This window comes from Pseudomonas sp. HMSC057H01, assembly GCF_001836405.1.
Lineage (GTDB): Bacteria > Pseudomonadota > Gammaproteobacteria > Pseudomonadales > Pseudomonadaceae > Pseudomonas > Pseudomonas aeruginosa.
The window spans coordinates 392,624-405,194 of the sequence record NZ_KV828379.1; the positions used below are offsets into that span (position 1 = coordinate 392,624).

Below are 12,571 nucleotides of genomic sequence, written 5' to 3' on the forward strand. Positions count from 1 at the left end.
GTCAGGCATCCAGCGGCGGCGTGGGAAGGCCGCGCTTGGCATAGAAGGCATCGACAAAGGCGGCCAATGTACCCTGTTGGATTGCCTCGCGCAAACCAGCCATAACCCGCTGATAATGCCGCAAGTTGTGGATGGTATTGAGCATGCTACCGAGCATTTCCCCGCACTTGTCCAAGTGGTGCAGATAGGCGCGGGAAAAATGTTTGCAGGTGTAACAGTCGCAGGTCGGGTCGAGCGTGGAGTCGTCGTGCTTGTGTACCGAGTTGCGGATCTTGATCACCCCGCTGTCGACGAACAGGTGGCCGTTGCGCGCATTGCGCGTCGGCATCACACAGTCGAACATGTCCACGCCGCGGCGCACGCCTTCCACCAGGTCTTCCGGCTTGCCCACGCCCATCAGGTAGCGCGGCTTGTCGGCCGGCATCTGCGGCGGCAGGAAATCGAGCACGCGGATCATCTCTTCCTTCGGCTCGCCCACCGACAAACCACCGATGGCCAGGCCGTCGAAGCCGATCTCCTGCAAGCCATCCAGCGAGCGCAGGCGCAGGTCCTCGTGCATACCGCCCTGGACGATGCCGAACAGCGCCGACGGGCTATCGCCATGGGCGATCTTCGAGCGCTTGGCCCAGCGCAGCGACAGCTCCATGGAGCGCTTGGCGACGTCATGGTCGGCCGGGTACGGCGTGCATTCGTCGAAGATCATCACGATGTCCGAGCCCAGGGCGCGTTGCACCGCCATGGACTCCTCCGGCCCCATGAAGACCTTGGCGCCGTCCACCGGCGAGGCGAAGGTCACGCCCTCCTCCTTGATCTTGCGCATGGCTCCCAGGCTGAACACCTGGAAACCGCCGGAATCGGTGAGGATCGGGCCTTTCCACTGCATGAAGTCGTGCAGGTCGCCGTGGCGCTGGATCACCTCGGTGCCCGGGCGCAACCAGAGATGGAAGGTGTTGCCGAGGATGATCTGCGCGCCGATGTCCTCGATGTCGCGCGGCAACATGCCCTTCACCGTGCCGTAGGTGCCCACCGGCATGAAGGCCGGGGTCTCAACCACGCCGCGGGGGAAGGTCAGGCGGCCGCGACGGGCCTTGCCGTCGGTCGCCAGCAGCTCGAAGTTCATGAAGCTCATGGATCAGTCCTCGGGTCCGCGGGGCGCGGGATTGCGGGTGATGAACATGGCATCACCGTAACTGAAGAAGCGATAGCCCTGCGCCACCGCCGCGGCGTAGGCGGCCATGGTCTCCGGGTAGCCGGCGAAGGCCGAGACCAGCATCAGCAGGGTGGATTCGGGCAGGTGGAAGTTGGTGACCAGGGCATCGACCACATGGAACGGCCGGCCCGGGTAGATGAAGATGTCGGTGTCGCCGCTGAAGGGCTTCAACTCACCGTCGCGTGCCGCGCTTTCCAGCGAGCGCACGCTGGTGGTGCCGACGGCGACTACCCGGCCGCCGCGGGCCCGGCAGGCGGAAACCGCGTCCACCACGTCCTGGCCGACCTCCAGCCACTCGCGGTGCATCACGTGGTCCTCGATACGCTCGACACGCACCGGCTGGAAGGTACCGGCGCCGACATGCAGGGTAACGAAGGCGGTATCCACCCCCTTCGCGCGGATCGCCTCGAGCAGCGCCTCGTCGAAGTGCAGGCCGGCGGTCGGGGCCGCTACCGCACCGGCGCGCTGGGCGTAGACGGTCTGGTAGCGCTCGCGGTCGGCCGCATCGTCCGGTCGGTCGATATAGGGAGGCAACGGCATGTGCCCGACCCGCTCCAGCAAAGGCAGCACAGGCTCGGCGAAAGCGAGTTCGAACAGGGCATCGTGGCGTTGCAGCATCTCCGCGCTGCCACCACCTTCGACGAGGATCCGCGTGCCGGGCTTGGGCGCCTTGCTGGCGCGTATGTGGGCAAGCACCCGGTGCTGGTCGAGCACGCGCTCGACCAGGACTTCCAGCTTGCCGCCGGATTCCTTCTGGCCGAACAGGCGCGCCGGGATCACCCGGGTATTGTTGAACACCATCAGGTCGCCCGGACGCAGGTAGTCCAGGAGATCGGCGAATTGTCTGTGGGCGAGGGTTCCCGTCGGGCCATCCAGCGCCAACAGGCGGCTTGCGCGGCGTTCAGGCAGGGGATGACGGGCGATCAGGGCCTCGGGCAAGTCGAAATGAAAATCGGCGACACGCATGGGGAGACTCTCGAAAGGCCGCGTAGCTTACCGGAAATGTGTTTTCCCCGCCACGAACCCGATTGACCAACGGTAGGCGCCTCCCTATACTGCGCCGCCATTGCCTCGGTGGCGGAATCGGTAGACGCGGCGGATTCAAAATCCGTTTCTGGCGACAGAGTGAGAGTTCGAGTCTCTCCCGAGGCACCATCCTGACTTCCCAAGCGTTTCCAGGGGAGCACAGGACAGCAGAGAAACCGGCCTTCGCGCCGGTTTTTTGTTGTCTGCGACTCACCAGCAGTGCTTGCAGAACGCCACAGAAAGCTACCGGACAACCAACGCTCGACACCCTCAGCACAGACAGAAAACGCGCTGTCTGACGCGTGGGCAGATGGCATATCTCCGATAAAAAACGCCTCAGCATGACGCTGAGGCGCTCCTCGCTCTTCTCGGTCTAGCCAAGGAAGTCCCATGACAGACCAAGGCCACCGGTAGGCGCAGCGCCAGCCTGGAAGCTACCACTGCTCGCCCAGATACCGTGCCCAGCTGGAATGAACAAAGGATAGGGCAGAAACACCTGGGCTTGCTCTCCGGCCCTGCCAGAGTTGTTGCCACAGAAGATGATCCGGGTATTGATGTCGCCGGGGCCAGACGGTGCCGTAGGAGAGGCATACAGGTTCACATAACCGTTACCCGCAGCCGCGTTGGCATACCGAACGTACAGCCCATCGGTGTTCTCGGCCGGATCCACCAGTTGTACTACCTGACCATTCGGGAACAGAGAACGAAAGTGCTTGCCAATTTTTTCAGCATACATAGCTTCACCTTTTGAGTCGCATAACAGGGGCGGAAAATTCCGCATGGGTGTCGCTCAATGGCGATAGCTCGAGGCTCGTAGCCTTCGCATGATTCAGTGCACCGCAGCGAGAGCACTTAATCTGGAGTTCCGTGAAAAGGCCCATTCGGGCTAGAAGTCGCTTGCAGTTACCACAACGAAAGTCTTTCAGCATTTGCGTAACATCCAGGCTACGTCGGATGCGCTTACTTTCGCGCTCGCCAGCGGACTTCTCAATGAGACTTCTTCAATGCACGGCCAATACACTGTAATAAGTGGGTAACACAAGCACGTCCATCGCGGAGCCTGCGTCGAGCGCCCTTCAGACACTTGCCATTCAAGAACAGGCAGCCTGCCCACGCCCACACCAGACGAGATTCAAAACCCGCATTTCCGGCAACCGTTGCATCGCTAGCGCCCGGCACTGCACTCGCTATCGCACGCTGGCCGCCCCCCTGCCAAACTGGAAAGCAGACTCTCCAGCGGCATCGGCCGGCCGATCAGGTAGCCCTGCAGGTAATCCACCCCGCGGGCGGCCAGGTAGTCACGCTGCTCGGGGGTCTCCACGCCTTCGGCGACGATATCCAGGTCGAGCTTGGCGGACAGCTCGACGATGCTGTCGAGAATATGCCCGGAAAGGGTATCGATGCCGATGCGGGCGATGAAGCTCTGGTCGATCTTCAGGCAGTCCACCTGGAACTTGCGCAGGTAGGCCAGGCTGGAATGTCCAGTGCCGAAATCGTCGATGGCGATCTTCACTCCCAGGGCATGCAATTCGTCGAACAGGCGGTCGGTGACTTCGCTCGACTCGATCAGCTCGCGCTCGGTCAGTTCCAGGACCAGGGTGATGTGCCCGGGCGGAAACGCCGCCAACAGCTCGCGACAGTCGTCCACCAAGGCCAGTTCGTGGCAATGGGTGGCACTGATGTTGAAACCGATGTGGAAGCCTGGCTCCAGCTTCCCGGCATGCCCGCCCAGGTCTTCCCCGACCTGGCGCATCAGCGCGCGCGTCATCGGTACGATCAGTCCCGAGCGCTCGGCGAAAGGTATGAACAGGTCGGGCCGGATCAGTCCCTCGCGCGGATGACGCCAGCGCATGAGCACCTCGACGCCTATCCAGCGTCCGCCCTGGCCGGGACTCAGCGGCTGGTAGTAGGGAATGAACTCGTTGGCCTCCAGGGCCCGGCGCAGTTCGCTGCTGGGCGAGGCGACCCGCCTGGATAGCCAGTAGCACAGAGTGCCGGCCAGCAGTCCGAAGAACAGTAGCAGGCCGAACATCGCCGGGTTCTGCGAGCGGATCGATCGCCATTCCTCGCCCTCGGGGAAACCCGACAGCACCCGCAACGGATAACGCTGCGAAGCGAGCGATACGGCGGCGACCTCATAGGTGGGCGGCGCGTCGCGGTGAGTGCGGCCCTCGGCATCCAGCCAATTGGGACCGACCACCAGCACCTGTCGGCTACGTCGGTCGACGAGGTCCAGCACGTAGCTCAAGTAGCGCCCGTCGATCGCCGCCAATACCCCGCGCTTGCCGTCGAAGTCCCGCAGGACCAGCAGCGCGGCGTCCGGCGTGACCTGGTTGCCGGGCATCAGCAAGAGGCGTCCGTCGACATAGTTCTCGATCCGCACCGGCTCGTCGAAGCCGCCGAACAACGACGTGCAATAGATCGTATTGTCGCGCGTCAAATTGACCGAGCGCACGAACGGCATGATCGCCACTTGCTCGCGCAGCGCCAGCTCGGCCTCGGGACAAGGACGCCCCGCCACCGGCATGACCTTGCGCGCCGCCAACGCAGCGTTGTCGAGCATCCGTTCGAACTGCCGCACCGCATTCCCGGCTGCCTGCTCGGACGTCTCCTGGAGGCTTCGCTCGGCCTGCCAGTAGAGGATGAGCAGCCCCAGGACGATCGGCATCACCCCGACCAGCACGGACAACGACAGCCGGAGCGCCTTTCTCCTGGCTCGCTTCACCGGAATCGGCATAGAAAAGACTCGTAATGATTGGGGTCTGCGCAAAGACTAGAACAGTCGGGGAAAAGCGTTGCCCGGGTGGGCGGCGCAAGCTGCGGATGGACGTATAATCCCCGGCTTTGCCCCGCACGGAACACGCCGATGCCGAAACACATGCTTTCTCCCCAGGGCGACTATGCCCCTGCCGGTCTGGTCCGCCGCCTGGCGGCGATGTTCTACGACTTCCTGCTCTGCGTGGCGCTGATGATGGTGGTCACCCTGGTTTACCAGCAAGGCATCCTTCGACTGATCTACGGCAGCGAGCATCTGCGCGAACTGGCCGACCGCGGCGCGCTGATCGGCGACCCGCTGCTCTCGACCCTGCTGGTGTTCGCCCTGTTCGGCTTCTTCGCCAAATTCTGGACCCACAACGGCCAGACCCTGGGCATGCAGGTCTGGGGACTGCGCGTGCAGAACCGCGACGGCAGCGCCATCAGCCTGCTCCAGGCGCTGCTGCGCTTCATGATCGCCATCGCCTCCTGGCTGTGCCTCGGCCTCGGCTTCCTCTGGATGCTCTGGGACAAGGACAAGCGTACCTGGCACGACCGCTATTCGGAGAGCCAGGTGGTCAGGCTGCCGAAGAACACTCACAAGAAGTGAGCGAAACAGGTCCGCAGAACGCGCTGTTTTGGCCTTTGTCGCGCCGGCGGCCAGGCTACAGCCCGACGCGACAAGGAAGCACAAAGGCCACCCGTGGGTGGCCTTTTTTCATACCCGGCCTGCCGGGCCTGTCAGCCCGCCCGGCGTAGCAGCCAGACACCCGCCAGTGCGCAGATCGAGGCGGGGATCACCACCGCCAGCAGCGGCGGGAAGTCGAACACCAGGCTGGAGGGTCCGAGCAGGTCCTGGGCGATGCGGAAGACGAAGCCCACCAGCACGCCGGTGAAGATCCGCTGGCCCAGGGTCACCGAGCGCAACGGACCGAAGATGAAGGAAATCGCCATCAGCACCAGCGCGGCGGTCACCAGCGGTTGCAGGACCTTGGTCCAGAACGCCAGCCAGTAGCGGTTGTTGTTCAGGCCCTGGTCGGCGAGATAGTGGATGTACTGCCATAGACCGCTGATAGACAGCGCCTCTGGCTCCATCACCACAGTGTTCAGCAGTTGCGGGCTGAGCTGGGCATCCCAGCGTTCGGTCGGCAGCTTGACCACCTCGGAGCGCTTTTCCCTCGGATGCAGCAAGGTGGTGGTGACCTCTTCCAGTTGCCAGTGATCGGTCTCGAAGCGCGCGCGCTTGGCGAAACTGGCCGATTCCAGGCCACGCTGCTCGTCGAAGCGGTAGCGGGTCACGCCGTACAGCACGCCATTGGGCTGCACCGCGTTGATGTGGATGTACTCGCGCCCCTGGCGATGCCACAGACCGCGCTTGGAGCTTTGCGAATCGCCGCCGCCCTGGGCCAGGGCGCGGCCGCTCTGGGCGATGTTCTCGGTCCAGGGCGCGACGTACTCGCCAACCAGGATGCCGGCCAGCATCAGCACCAGCATCGGTTTCATCACCGCCCAGACGATCCGCGACAGGGATACCCCGGCCGCGCGCATGATGGTCAGTTCGCTGTTGCTGGCCAGGGTGCCGAGGCCGACCAGGCAGCCGATCAGCGCCGCCATCGGCAGCATGTCGTAGGCGCGCCGTGGCGCGGTGAGGAAGATGAAGCGCAGGGCATCGCCAATGCCGTAGCTGGCGCTGATGTCGTTGAGTTCGTCGATGAAGGCGAACAGCAGCGCCAGGCCGAGGATCACCCCGAGCACCGCGAGGATCGCGACGAAGACGGTGACACCGATGTAACGATCGAGCTTAACCATGCGCCACCTCGCGACCGGCACGGGAGGACGCCAGCTTCAGGCGCAAGGGTTCCCAATAGAACAGAAGAAGACCGATCGCCAGGAATAGTCCGTGGACCCACCACAGGCCGATGGCCATGGGGATCTTGCCTTTGTCCAACTGGCCACGGACAGCGATCAGCAGGGCCAGGTAGCCCATATAAAGGAGGATCGCCGGCAGCAGCTTGAGGAAGCGCCCCTGCCGTGGGTTGACCCGCGACAGCGGCACCGCCAGCAGGGTCACCACGAACACCAGCAGCGGTGTCGACAGGCGCCACTGCAATTCGGCCTGGTAGCGTGGGTTGTCGCTGCCGAACAGGTCGGCGGTGGGCACCGCGTCACGCTCGCTCACCTCGCTGCTGGCCTCGGGCTTGGGCAGCATCACGCCATAGGTGTCGTACTGGATCGCCCGGTAGTTGGCCTGCCCGGGATTGCCGTCGTAGCGGTAGCCGTTGTGCAGGATCAGGTAACGGCTGCCATCCGCCTGGATGTTCTGGGTGCCCTTCTCCGCCACCAGGATGGAGATGCCGCGTTCCTGGTTGCTGCTGTTGAGGTCCTTCTGCGAAATGAAGATGCCGGCCAGTTCGCCGCGATCCTTCGACAGTTCCTCGGTATAGGTCACCCGGGTACCGTCGCGCATTGCCTGGAAACGGCCCGGGACCAGGGTGTCGAACTCGGTCAGGGTATCCTGCTTGTTCAACAGCAGGGCGAACTGGTTGATGCCCTGGGGCGCCAGGAACAGGCTCAGCCAGGCCACCAGGATCGCCACCAGCAGCGCCGGGGCCATGGTATAGCCGAGCAGGCGCTTCTGACTCATGCCGGTCGCCGAGAGCACAGTCATCTCGCTTTCCAGATAGAGTCGCCCGTAGGCCAGCAGGATGCCGAGGAACAGGCCAAGCGGCAGGATCAGCTGCAGGAAGCCGGGAATCCGGAACGCCATGATCAGGAACAGCGAACCGGGGTCGAGCAACCCCTGCGCCGCTTGCGCCAGGTACTTGATGAAACGGCCACTCATGATGATCACCAGCAGCACGGCGCTGACGGCGCTCATGGTGACCAGCACTTCACGGGACAAATAACGGAAAACGATCAATCCGGACACTCCTGGGTTGCCAGGCTCTGACGGGGCCCGTCGGCCCCGTCATCACGCGTTTCCGGCCATGGCGGCATGGCGCGGAGAAAATAGCCGGCATTATCCTGCGATTCGGCGGGCCTGTCACTGCGCAGGCCGAACCAAGAGCCCGATAGACCGTCGAGGCGAACGCTCGTTCAGCGCTTGCCGATTTATTCGACGACTGTCGCTGGCTGCTCGCCGCCTTCTCCGAGATGACGGACGAACCAGTCTGCCGCAGCCTGGCTGGTGGCGTCGAAATGCTCGATGTACGGCGTGAAATGGCCGCCGGCGAGCATCAGCAGCCGCTTGGGCGGCAACGCCCGCTGGTAGGCCTCCAGGCAAAGGTCCGTGGGCGTAAGCAGGTCCCGGTCGGCGACGATCATCAGCAGCGGCGTGGGGCTGATCCGCCCAATGTGAATGCCCGGCTCGTTCTCTCGCGCCAGCTCGGCGCTACGCAGGGTCACCCGGTTGCACCAGCTCGGCGCCAGCGCCGCGCTGTCGGTGAAGAACCGGTGGGCGTCCGCGCCGGCCATCGCGCAAGGCTCGTCGGGGCCCGCGGCGACCGCCGGCAACAGCGCTGGCGGCAAGCCCTCGAAGCGCCGCTGGCGGTCCGCGTCGAAGCTTGCCAGCAATGCCGGCAACTGCTCGGCGCGGGTCCGGCGCAACGCCGAGGCATGGCCGCTGACGGTCGGCACCTGCGCCACCACGCATTTCACCCGCCGATCCAGTGCGGCCACTTCCAGCACATGTCCGCCGCTGTAGCTGGTTCCCCAGATGCCGATGCGGCTGGCGTCGACCCGGGCCTGGGCGCCCAACCAAGTGATCGCGTCGCGATAGCCGCGGCGCTGCATCACCGGATCGATTTCCTGACGCGGTTCGCCGTCGCTGTCGCCGAAGTTCGGATGATCGTAGAGGAGCACGACGAAGCCGGCGGCGGCGAATACCTCGGCGTAACGGTCCAGGTACTGCTCCTTCACCCCGGAAAAACCGTGCGTCATGACGATCGCCGGCCGCTCGGCACGCGCCTCCGGCAAATACAGCCAGCCGCGCAGGGCGACACCCTCGGAGCGGAATTCCACGTTCAGTCGTTGCATGCTTGCCTCCCGGGGCAGTCGTCTGGAAACGGGCCCAGCATAGGAATCCTGCCGCGTCGGCGCCGCCCGCCAACGGACGAAGGCTACGCCGAATCGGACAAGGCGAAGTAGCGGCTCGGCGTGCTCCCGGTCAGGCGTCGGAACATGGCACTGAATGCGCTGGGCGTCTGGTAGCCGAGATCCACGGCGATCCGCGCCACCGCTTCGCCAGCCGCCAGGCGTGGCAGGGCGGCGGCTAGGCGCACCTGGTGGCGCCAATGGACGAAGGTCACTCCCAGCTCGGAGAGAAACAGCCGTGCCAGGGTCCGCGAGGACGCCCCCACGTAGCGCGCCCACTCCTCCAGCCCGCGAGGGTCGGCCGGGTTCTCCAGCAGCGCCTGGCAGATTCTTCCCAGGCGTCGGTCCGCGGGGTCGGGCAAGGCCAGGGGCTGTTCCCGCGACCACTCCAGTTCGTCCAGCAGCACCGCCATCAACCGCCCCTCCCGGCCGCGCTCGTCGTACAACAACGGCAGGCCGGCGGCGCGCACGATCAACTCGCGCAACAATGGGCTGACCATCACTCCGCGCGGCACCCGGGGGAATTCCGGCGGGCAGGACTGCGGCCGGACATAGACTGTGTGCAAGCGGACCTCGCCGCGCGCCAGCATCGCGTGCGCCATCCCCGCCGGCATCCATACCGCGCGCTGCGGCGGGACCAGCCATAGCGTGCGACCGACATGCAGTTCGATCACGCCCGACAGGGCATGGATCAACTGCGCCCGCTCGTGCCGATGCTCGGCGACCACGAAACCCGCCGGGAAGGTCTTGGCCATGACCCCGAGCGGCCGGCCGACTCGCTGGTAATCGCGTGGGTCGGTACTCCGGGCGGGATCCGCGACAGGTTTGCTGGCGGGCACGGTGCGACTCCTGCGGAACGAAACGTTCATTATAGGGACGCGGCATGGCCGCGGGTTCCCGTGCGTACACAGTCGTGCCAGACACGCCGCAGTTGTGCGACCATGTGCGGCAACGGCCGGGAGGCACCGCCAACCCGGCTCCGGCGCTGTAGAACCTCGGTTGCCATCCTCGGCATGGAACGACCCCCGCCGCAACGACTAAGCTGTCGCTGCCTGCGTCACCGCCCCGGCGGCGACCGTCAGTCCTCGGGACGAATCGTGCTCGGAACAATCGCTTACCGCTAACGGATGCCGCCCCTTGCGCCATCCCGACTGTCTGTATTGGGGACCTCTTCCATGGAATTCCTTGTTAAAAGCGTACGCCCGGAAACCCTGAAAACCGCCACCCTGGTGCTCGCCGTAGGCGAAGGCCGCAAGCTCGGCGCCAGCGCCAAGGCGGTCGACGACGCCACCGGCGGCGCCATCAGCGCAGTGCTCAAGCGTGGCGACCTGGCCGGCAAGGTCGGCCAGACCCTGCTCCTGCAGAGCCTGCCCAATCTCAAGGCCGAGCGCGTGCTGCTGGTCGGCGCCGGCAAGGAGCGCGAACTGGGCGACCGCCAGTACCGCAAGCTGGCCTCCGCCGTGCTGTCGACCCTCAAGGGCCTGGCCGGCGCCGATGCCGCGCTAGCCCTCGGCGATCTCGCGGTGAAAGGCCGCGGTGCCCATGCGAAGGCGCGTCTGCTGGTGGAAACCCTGGCCGACGGCCTGTACGTGTTCGATCGCTACAAGAGCCAGAAAGCCGAGCCGCTGAAACTGAAGAAGCTGACCCTGCTCGCCGACAAGGCCGACAGCGCCGCCGTCGAGCAAGGCAGCAAGGAAGCCCAGGCCATCGCCAATGGCATGGCCCTGACCCGCGATCTCGGCAACCTGCCGCCGAACGTCTGCCATCCGACGTTCCTCGGCGAGCAGGCCAAGGGCCTGGCCAAGGAGTTCAAGAGCCTGAAGGTCGAGGTCCTCGACGAGAAGAAACTGCGCGAGCTGGGCATGGGCTCGTTCCTCGCCGTCGCCCAGGGCAGCGACCAGCCGCCGCGGCTGATCATCCTGCAATACAACGGCGCGAAGAAGGACCAGGCCCCGCACGTGCTGGTCGGCAAGGGCATCACCTTCGACACCGGCGGCATCAGCCTCAAGCCGGGCCTGGGCATGGACGAGATGAAGTTCGACATGTGCGGCGCCGCCAGCGTCTTCGGCACCTTCCGCGCGGTGCTCGAACTGCAGTTGCCGATCAACCTGGTCGGCCTGCTCGCCTGCGCCGAGAACATGCCCAGCGGCGGAGCCACCCGTCCGGGGGACATCGTCACCACCATGAGCGGGCAGACCGTCGAGATCCTCAACACCGACGCCGAAGGGCGCCTGGTGCTGTGCGACGCACTGACCTACGCCGAGCGCTTCAAGCCGCAGTCGGTGATCGACATCGCCACCCTCACCGGCGCCTGCATCGTCGCCCTGGGCAGCAACACCTCGGGCCTTATGGGCAACAACGAAGCGCTGGTCAGGCAACTGCTCAAGGCCGGCGAGTTCGCCGACGACCGCGCCTGGCAATTGCCGCTGTTCGACGAATACCAGGAACAGCTGGACAGCCCGTTCGCCGACATCGCCAACATCGGCGGGCCGAAGGCCGGCACCATCACCGCCGGCTGCTTCCTCTCGCGCTTCGCCAAGAAATACCACTGGGCGCACCTGGACATCGCCGGCACCGCCTGGATCAGCGGCGGCAAGGACAAAGGCGCCACCGGCCGCCCGGTTCCGTTGTTGACCCAGTACCTGCTGGAACGGGCCAAGTGACCCGGGTCGATTTCTACGTGATCCCCAGCGCCGATCCGTCGGCGCGCCTGCAGGTCGCCTGCCGCCTGGCCGAGAAGGCCTGGCGGCAGGGCATGCGGGTCTACCTGCATTGCGCCGACGAGGCGCAGCGCAGCGAGTTGGACGGCCGCCTGTGGAGCTTCCGCGGCGAGGCTTTCATTCCTCACAGCCTGGCCGAGGAAGACGCCGAGGCGCCCGTCGCCCTGGGTCTGGGAGAGACCCCGGGGAACCATCGCGACCTGCTGATCAACCTGACCCTCGAAGCCCCCGGCTTCGTCGCGAACTTTTCGCGGGTGGCCGAACTGGTGGTCGAGGAGCCGGCGATCCGCCAGGCGGCACGGGATAAATTCCGCTTCTACCGGGAGCAGGGCTATCCTCTACAGGATCATCGCCTGCCGCGTATCTGAAGTGCACGACCATGGACAGCCACAAACCGACACAACCCCCGGAGCAGTTGCTCGATGATCTGGAGTCGATCCACGACCTGCTCTACGAACGGAACGAGCCGCCCTTGCTGACCGAATCCTTCGAGCCGGACAACATTCCCCTGCTCTCCGACGTCGTCTCCCCCGGTACCGCCCCCCGCGCGCCAGAGCCGCAGGCCGCGGCAGCCACCACGGCAGGGCTGGCGCCCGCCGAACAGGAGCGCCTGGACGACGAGTTGCGAGCGTCCGCCGAACTCATCCTGCAGGAAGTCATCGACGACTTCGCCCCGCAGATCGAAGCCGAACTGCGCCGCCGCCTGCAAGCCCGCCTGGGTCGCCTGCTCGGCCAACGCAACGGCTGATCCGGACGCGGCGGGCGCCCG

General features: G+C 65.3%; 13 protein-coding genes and 1 tRNA gene. 5 read left to right on the forward strand and 9 right to left on the reverse strand.

Translation table 11 applies throughout. The features are described 5' to 3' along the window. Nucleotide 1: 1 nt before the first annotated feature. Complete coding sequence (tgt, locus tag HMPREF2581_RS02275) at nt 2-1,120, reverse strand: tRNA guanosine(34) transglycosylase Tgt (RefSeq protein ID WP_003100607.1); 1,119 nt, start codon at nt 1,118-1,120, stop codon at nt 2-4. A gap of 12 nt (nt 1,121-1,132) precedes the next feature. After that, nucleotides 1,133-2,176, reverse strand: a complete 1,044-nt coding sequence (gene queA / locus HMPREF2581_RS02280; protein ID WP_003137849.1) for a tRNA preQ1(34) S-adenosylmethionine ribosyltransferase-isomerase QueA — start codon at nt 2,174-2,176, stop codon at nt 1,133-1,135. Nucleotides 2,177-2,278: 102 nt separating this feature from the next. On the opposite strand from queA, the gene HMPREF2581_RS02285 reads away from it, so the two are divergent. Continuing rightward, nucleotides 2,279-2,365 (forward strand) — tRNA-Leu (locus HMPREF2581_RS02285). A gap of 244 nt (nt 2,366-2,609) precedes the next feature. On the opposite strand, the gene HMPREF2581_RS31520 is transcribed toward HMPREF2581_RS02285, so the two are convergent. The 3 genes from HMPREF2581_RS31520 to HMPREF2581_RS02290 all read right to left on the reverse strand — a co-directional run bounded on the left by HMPREF2581_RS31520 (nt 2,610) and on the right by HMPREF2581_RS02290 (nt 4,973). Continuing rightward, the gene (locus HMPREF2581_RS31520) at nt 2,610-2,972 is read right to left on the reverse strand and encodes a hypothetical protein (protein ID WP_023105983.1); all 363 of its coding nucleotides are present in this window, start codon (nt 2,970-2,972) and stop codon (nt 2,610-2,612) included. 4 nt (nt 2,973-2,976) lie between these two features. Next, the gene (locus tag HMPREF2581_RS31525; protein WP_003118306.1) at nt 2,977-3,165 is read right to left on the reverse strand and encodes a Com family DNA-binding transcriptional regulator; all 189 of its coding nucleotides are present in this window, start codon (nt 3,163-3,165) and stop codon (nt 2,977-2,979) included. Nucleotides 3,166-3,401: 236 nt separating this feature from the next. Continuing rightward, complete coding sequence (locus tag HMPREF2581_RS02290) at nt 3,402-4,973, reverse strand: EAL domain-containing protein (protein ID WP_003137846.1); 1,572 nt, start codon at nt 4,971-4,973, stop codon at nt 3,402-3,404. 129 nt (nt 4,974-5,102) lie between these two features. Between HMPREF2581_RS02290 and HMPREF2581_RS02295 the strand changes: the two genes are divergently transcribed. Next, nucleotides 5,103-5,600, forward strand: coding sequence for an RDD family protein (locus tag HMPREF2581_RS02295; RefSeq protein ID WP_003092862.1), 498 nt, complete (start codon nt 5,103-5,105; stop codon nt 5,598-5,600). Nucleotides 5,601-5,731: 131 nt separating this feature from the next. Here HMPREF2581_RS02295 and lptG read toward each other — a convergent pair whose 3' ends face one another. The 4 genes from lptG to HMPREF2581_RS02315 all read right to left on the reverse strand — a co-directional run bounded on the left by lptG (nt 5,732) and on the right by HMPREF2581_RS02315 (nt 9,921). Then, on the reverse strand, nt 5,732-6,799 hold the full coding sequence (gene lptG, locus HMPREF2581_RS02300; protein ID WP_003092863.1) for an LPS export ABC transporter permease LptG: 1,068 nt from the start codon (nt 6,797-6,799) through the stop codon (nt 5,732-5,734). Then, nucleotides 6,792-7,910 carry an LPS export ABC transporter permease LptF gene (lptF, locus tag HMPREF2581_RS02305; protein WP_003092864.1) on the reverse strand — a complete coding sequence of 373 codons (1,119 nt, stop codon included), beginning with the start codon at nt 7,908-7,910 and terminating at the stop codon, nt 6,792-6,794. Before lptF ends, lptG begins: the two co-directional genes overlap by 8 nt. A 191-nt stretch (nt 7,911-8,101) precedes the next feature. Continuing rightward, nucleotides 8,102-9,025, reverse strand: coding sequence for an alpha/beta hydrolase (locus tag HMPREF2581_RS02310; protein ID WP_003137845.1), 924 nt, complete (start codon nt 9,023-9,025; stop codon nt 8,102-8,104). 83 nt (nt 9,026-9,108) lie between these two features. Then, nucleotides 9,109-9,921, reverse strand: coding sequence for an AraC family transcriptional regulator (locus tag HMPREF2581_RS02315; protein ID WP_003129596.1), 813 nt, complete (start codon nt 9,919-9,921; stop codon nt 9,109-9,111). 336 nt (nt 9,922-10,257) lie between these two features. On the opposite strand from HMPREF2581_RS02315, the gene HMPREF2581_RS02320 reads away from it, so the two are divergent. Genes HMPREF2581_RS02320 through HMPREF2581_RS02330 form a run of 3 tightly spaced genes read left to right on the forward strand, consistent with a single transcriptional unit; the run spans nt 10,258 to nt 12,550 of the window. After that, a complete protein-coding gene (locus tag HMPREF2581_RS02320; RefSeq protein ID WP_003137844.1) occupies nt 10,258-11,745 on the forward strand; it encodes a leucyl aminopeptidase in 1,488 nt (495 codons plus the stop codon). Then, a complete protein-coding gene (holC, locus tag HMPREF2581_RS02325; protein WP_003092868.1) occupies nt 11,742-12,170 on the forward strand; it encodes a DNA polymerase III subunit chi in 429 nt (142 codons plus the stop codon). The genes HMPREF2581_RS02320 and holC overlap by 4 nt, the downstream gene beginning before the upstream one ends. Before the next feature lie 11 nt (nt 12,171-12,181). Next, nucleotides 12,182-12,550 (forward strand): hypothetical protein, encoded by a 369-nt coding sequence (locus HMPREF2581_RS02330; protein WP_003112023.1) that lies wholly within the window; start codon nt 12,182-12,184, stop codon nt 12,548-12,550. Nucleotides 12,551-12,571 lie beyond the last annotated feature (21 nt).

Bases quoted from the DNA above. Each gene is read 5' to 3' on its own strand.
- HMPREF2581_RS02310 (WP_003137845.1), bottom strand. From the start codon at position 9,025: ATGCAACGACTGAACGTGGAATTCCGCTCCGAGGGTGTCGCCCTGCGC.
- HMPREF2581_RS02330 (WP_003112023.1), top strand. From the start codon at position 12,182: ATGGACAGCCACAAACCGACACAACCCCCGGAGCAGTTGCTCGATGAT.
- HMPREF2581_RS02290 (WP_003137846.1), bottom strand. From the start codon at position 4,973: ATGCCGATTCCGGTGAAGCGAGCCAGGAGAAAGGCGCTCCGGCTGTCG.
- tgt (WP_003100607.1), bottom strand. From the start codon at position 1,120: ATGAACTTCGAGCTGCTGGCGACCGACGGCAAGGCCCGTCGCGGCCGC.
- HMPREF2581_RS31525 (WP_003118306.1), bottom strand. From the start codon at position 3,165: ATGCTGAAAGACTTTCGTTGTGGTAACTGCAAGCGACTTCTAGCCCGA.
- HMPREF2581_RS02320 (WP_003137844.1), top strand. From the start codon at position 10,258: ATGGAATTCCTTGTTAAAAGCGTACGCCCGGAAACCCTGAAAACCGCC.
- HMPREF2581_RS31520 (WP_023105983.1), bottom strand. From the start codon at position 2,972: ATGTATGCTGAAAAAATTGGCAAGCACTTTCGTTCTCTGTTCCCGAAT.
- queA (WP_003137849.1), bottom strand. From the start codon at position 2,176: ATGCGTGTCGCCGATTTTCATTTCGACTTGCCCGAGGCCCTGATCGCC.
- HMPREF2581_RS02295 (WP_003092862.1), top strand. From the start codon at position 5,103: ATGCCGAAACACATGCTTTCTCCCCAGGGCGACTATGCCCCTGCCGGT.
- lptG (WP_003092863.1), bottom strand. From the start codon at position 6,799: ATGGTTAAGCTCGATCGTTACATCGGTGTCACCGTCTTCGTCGCGATC.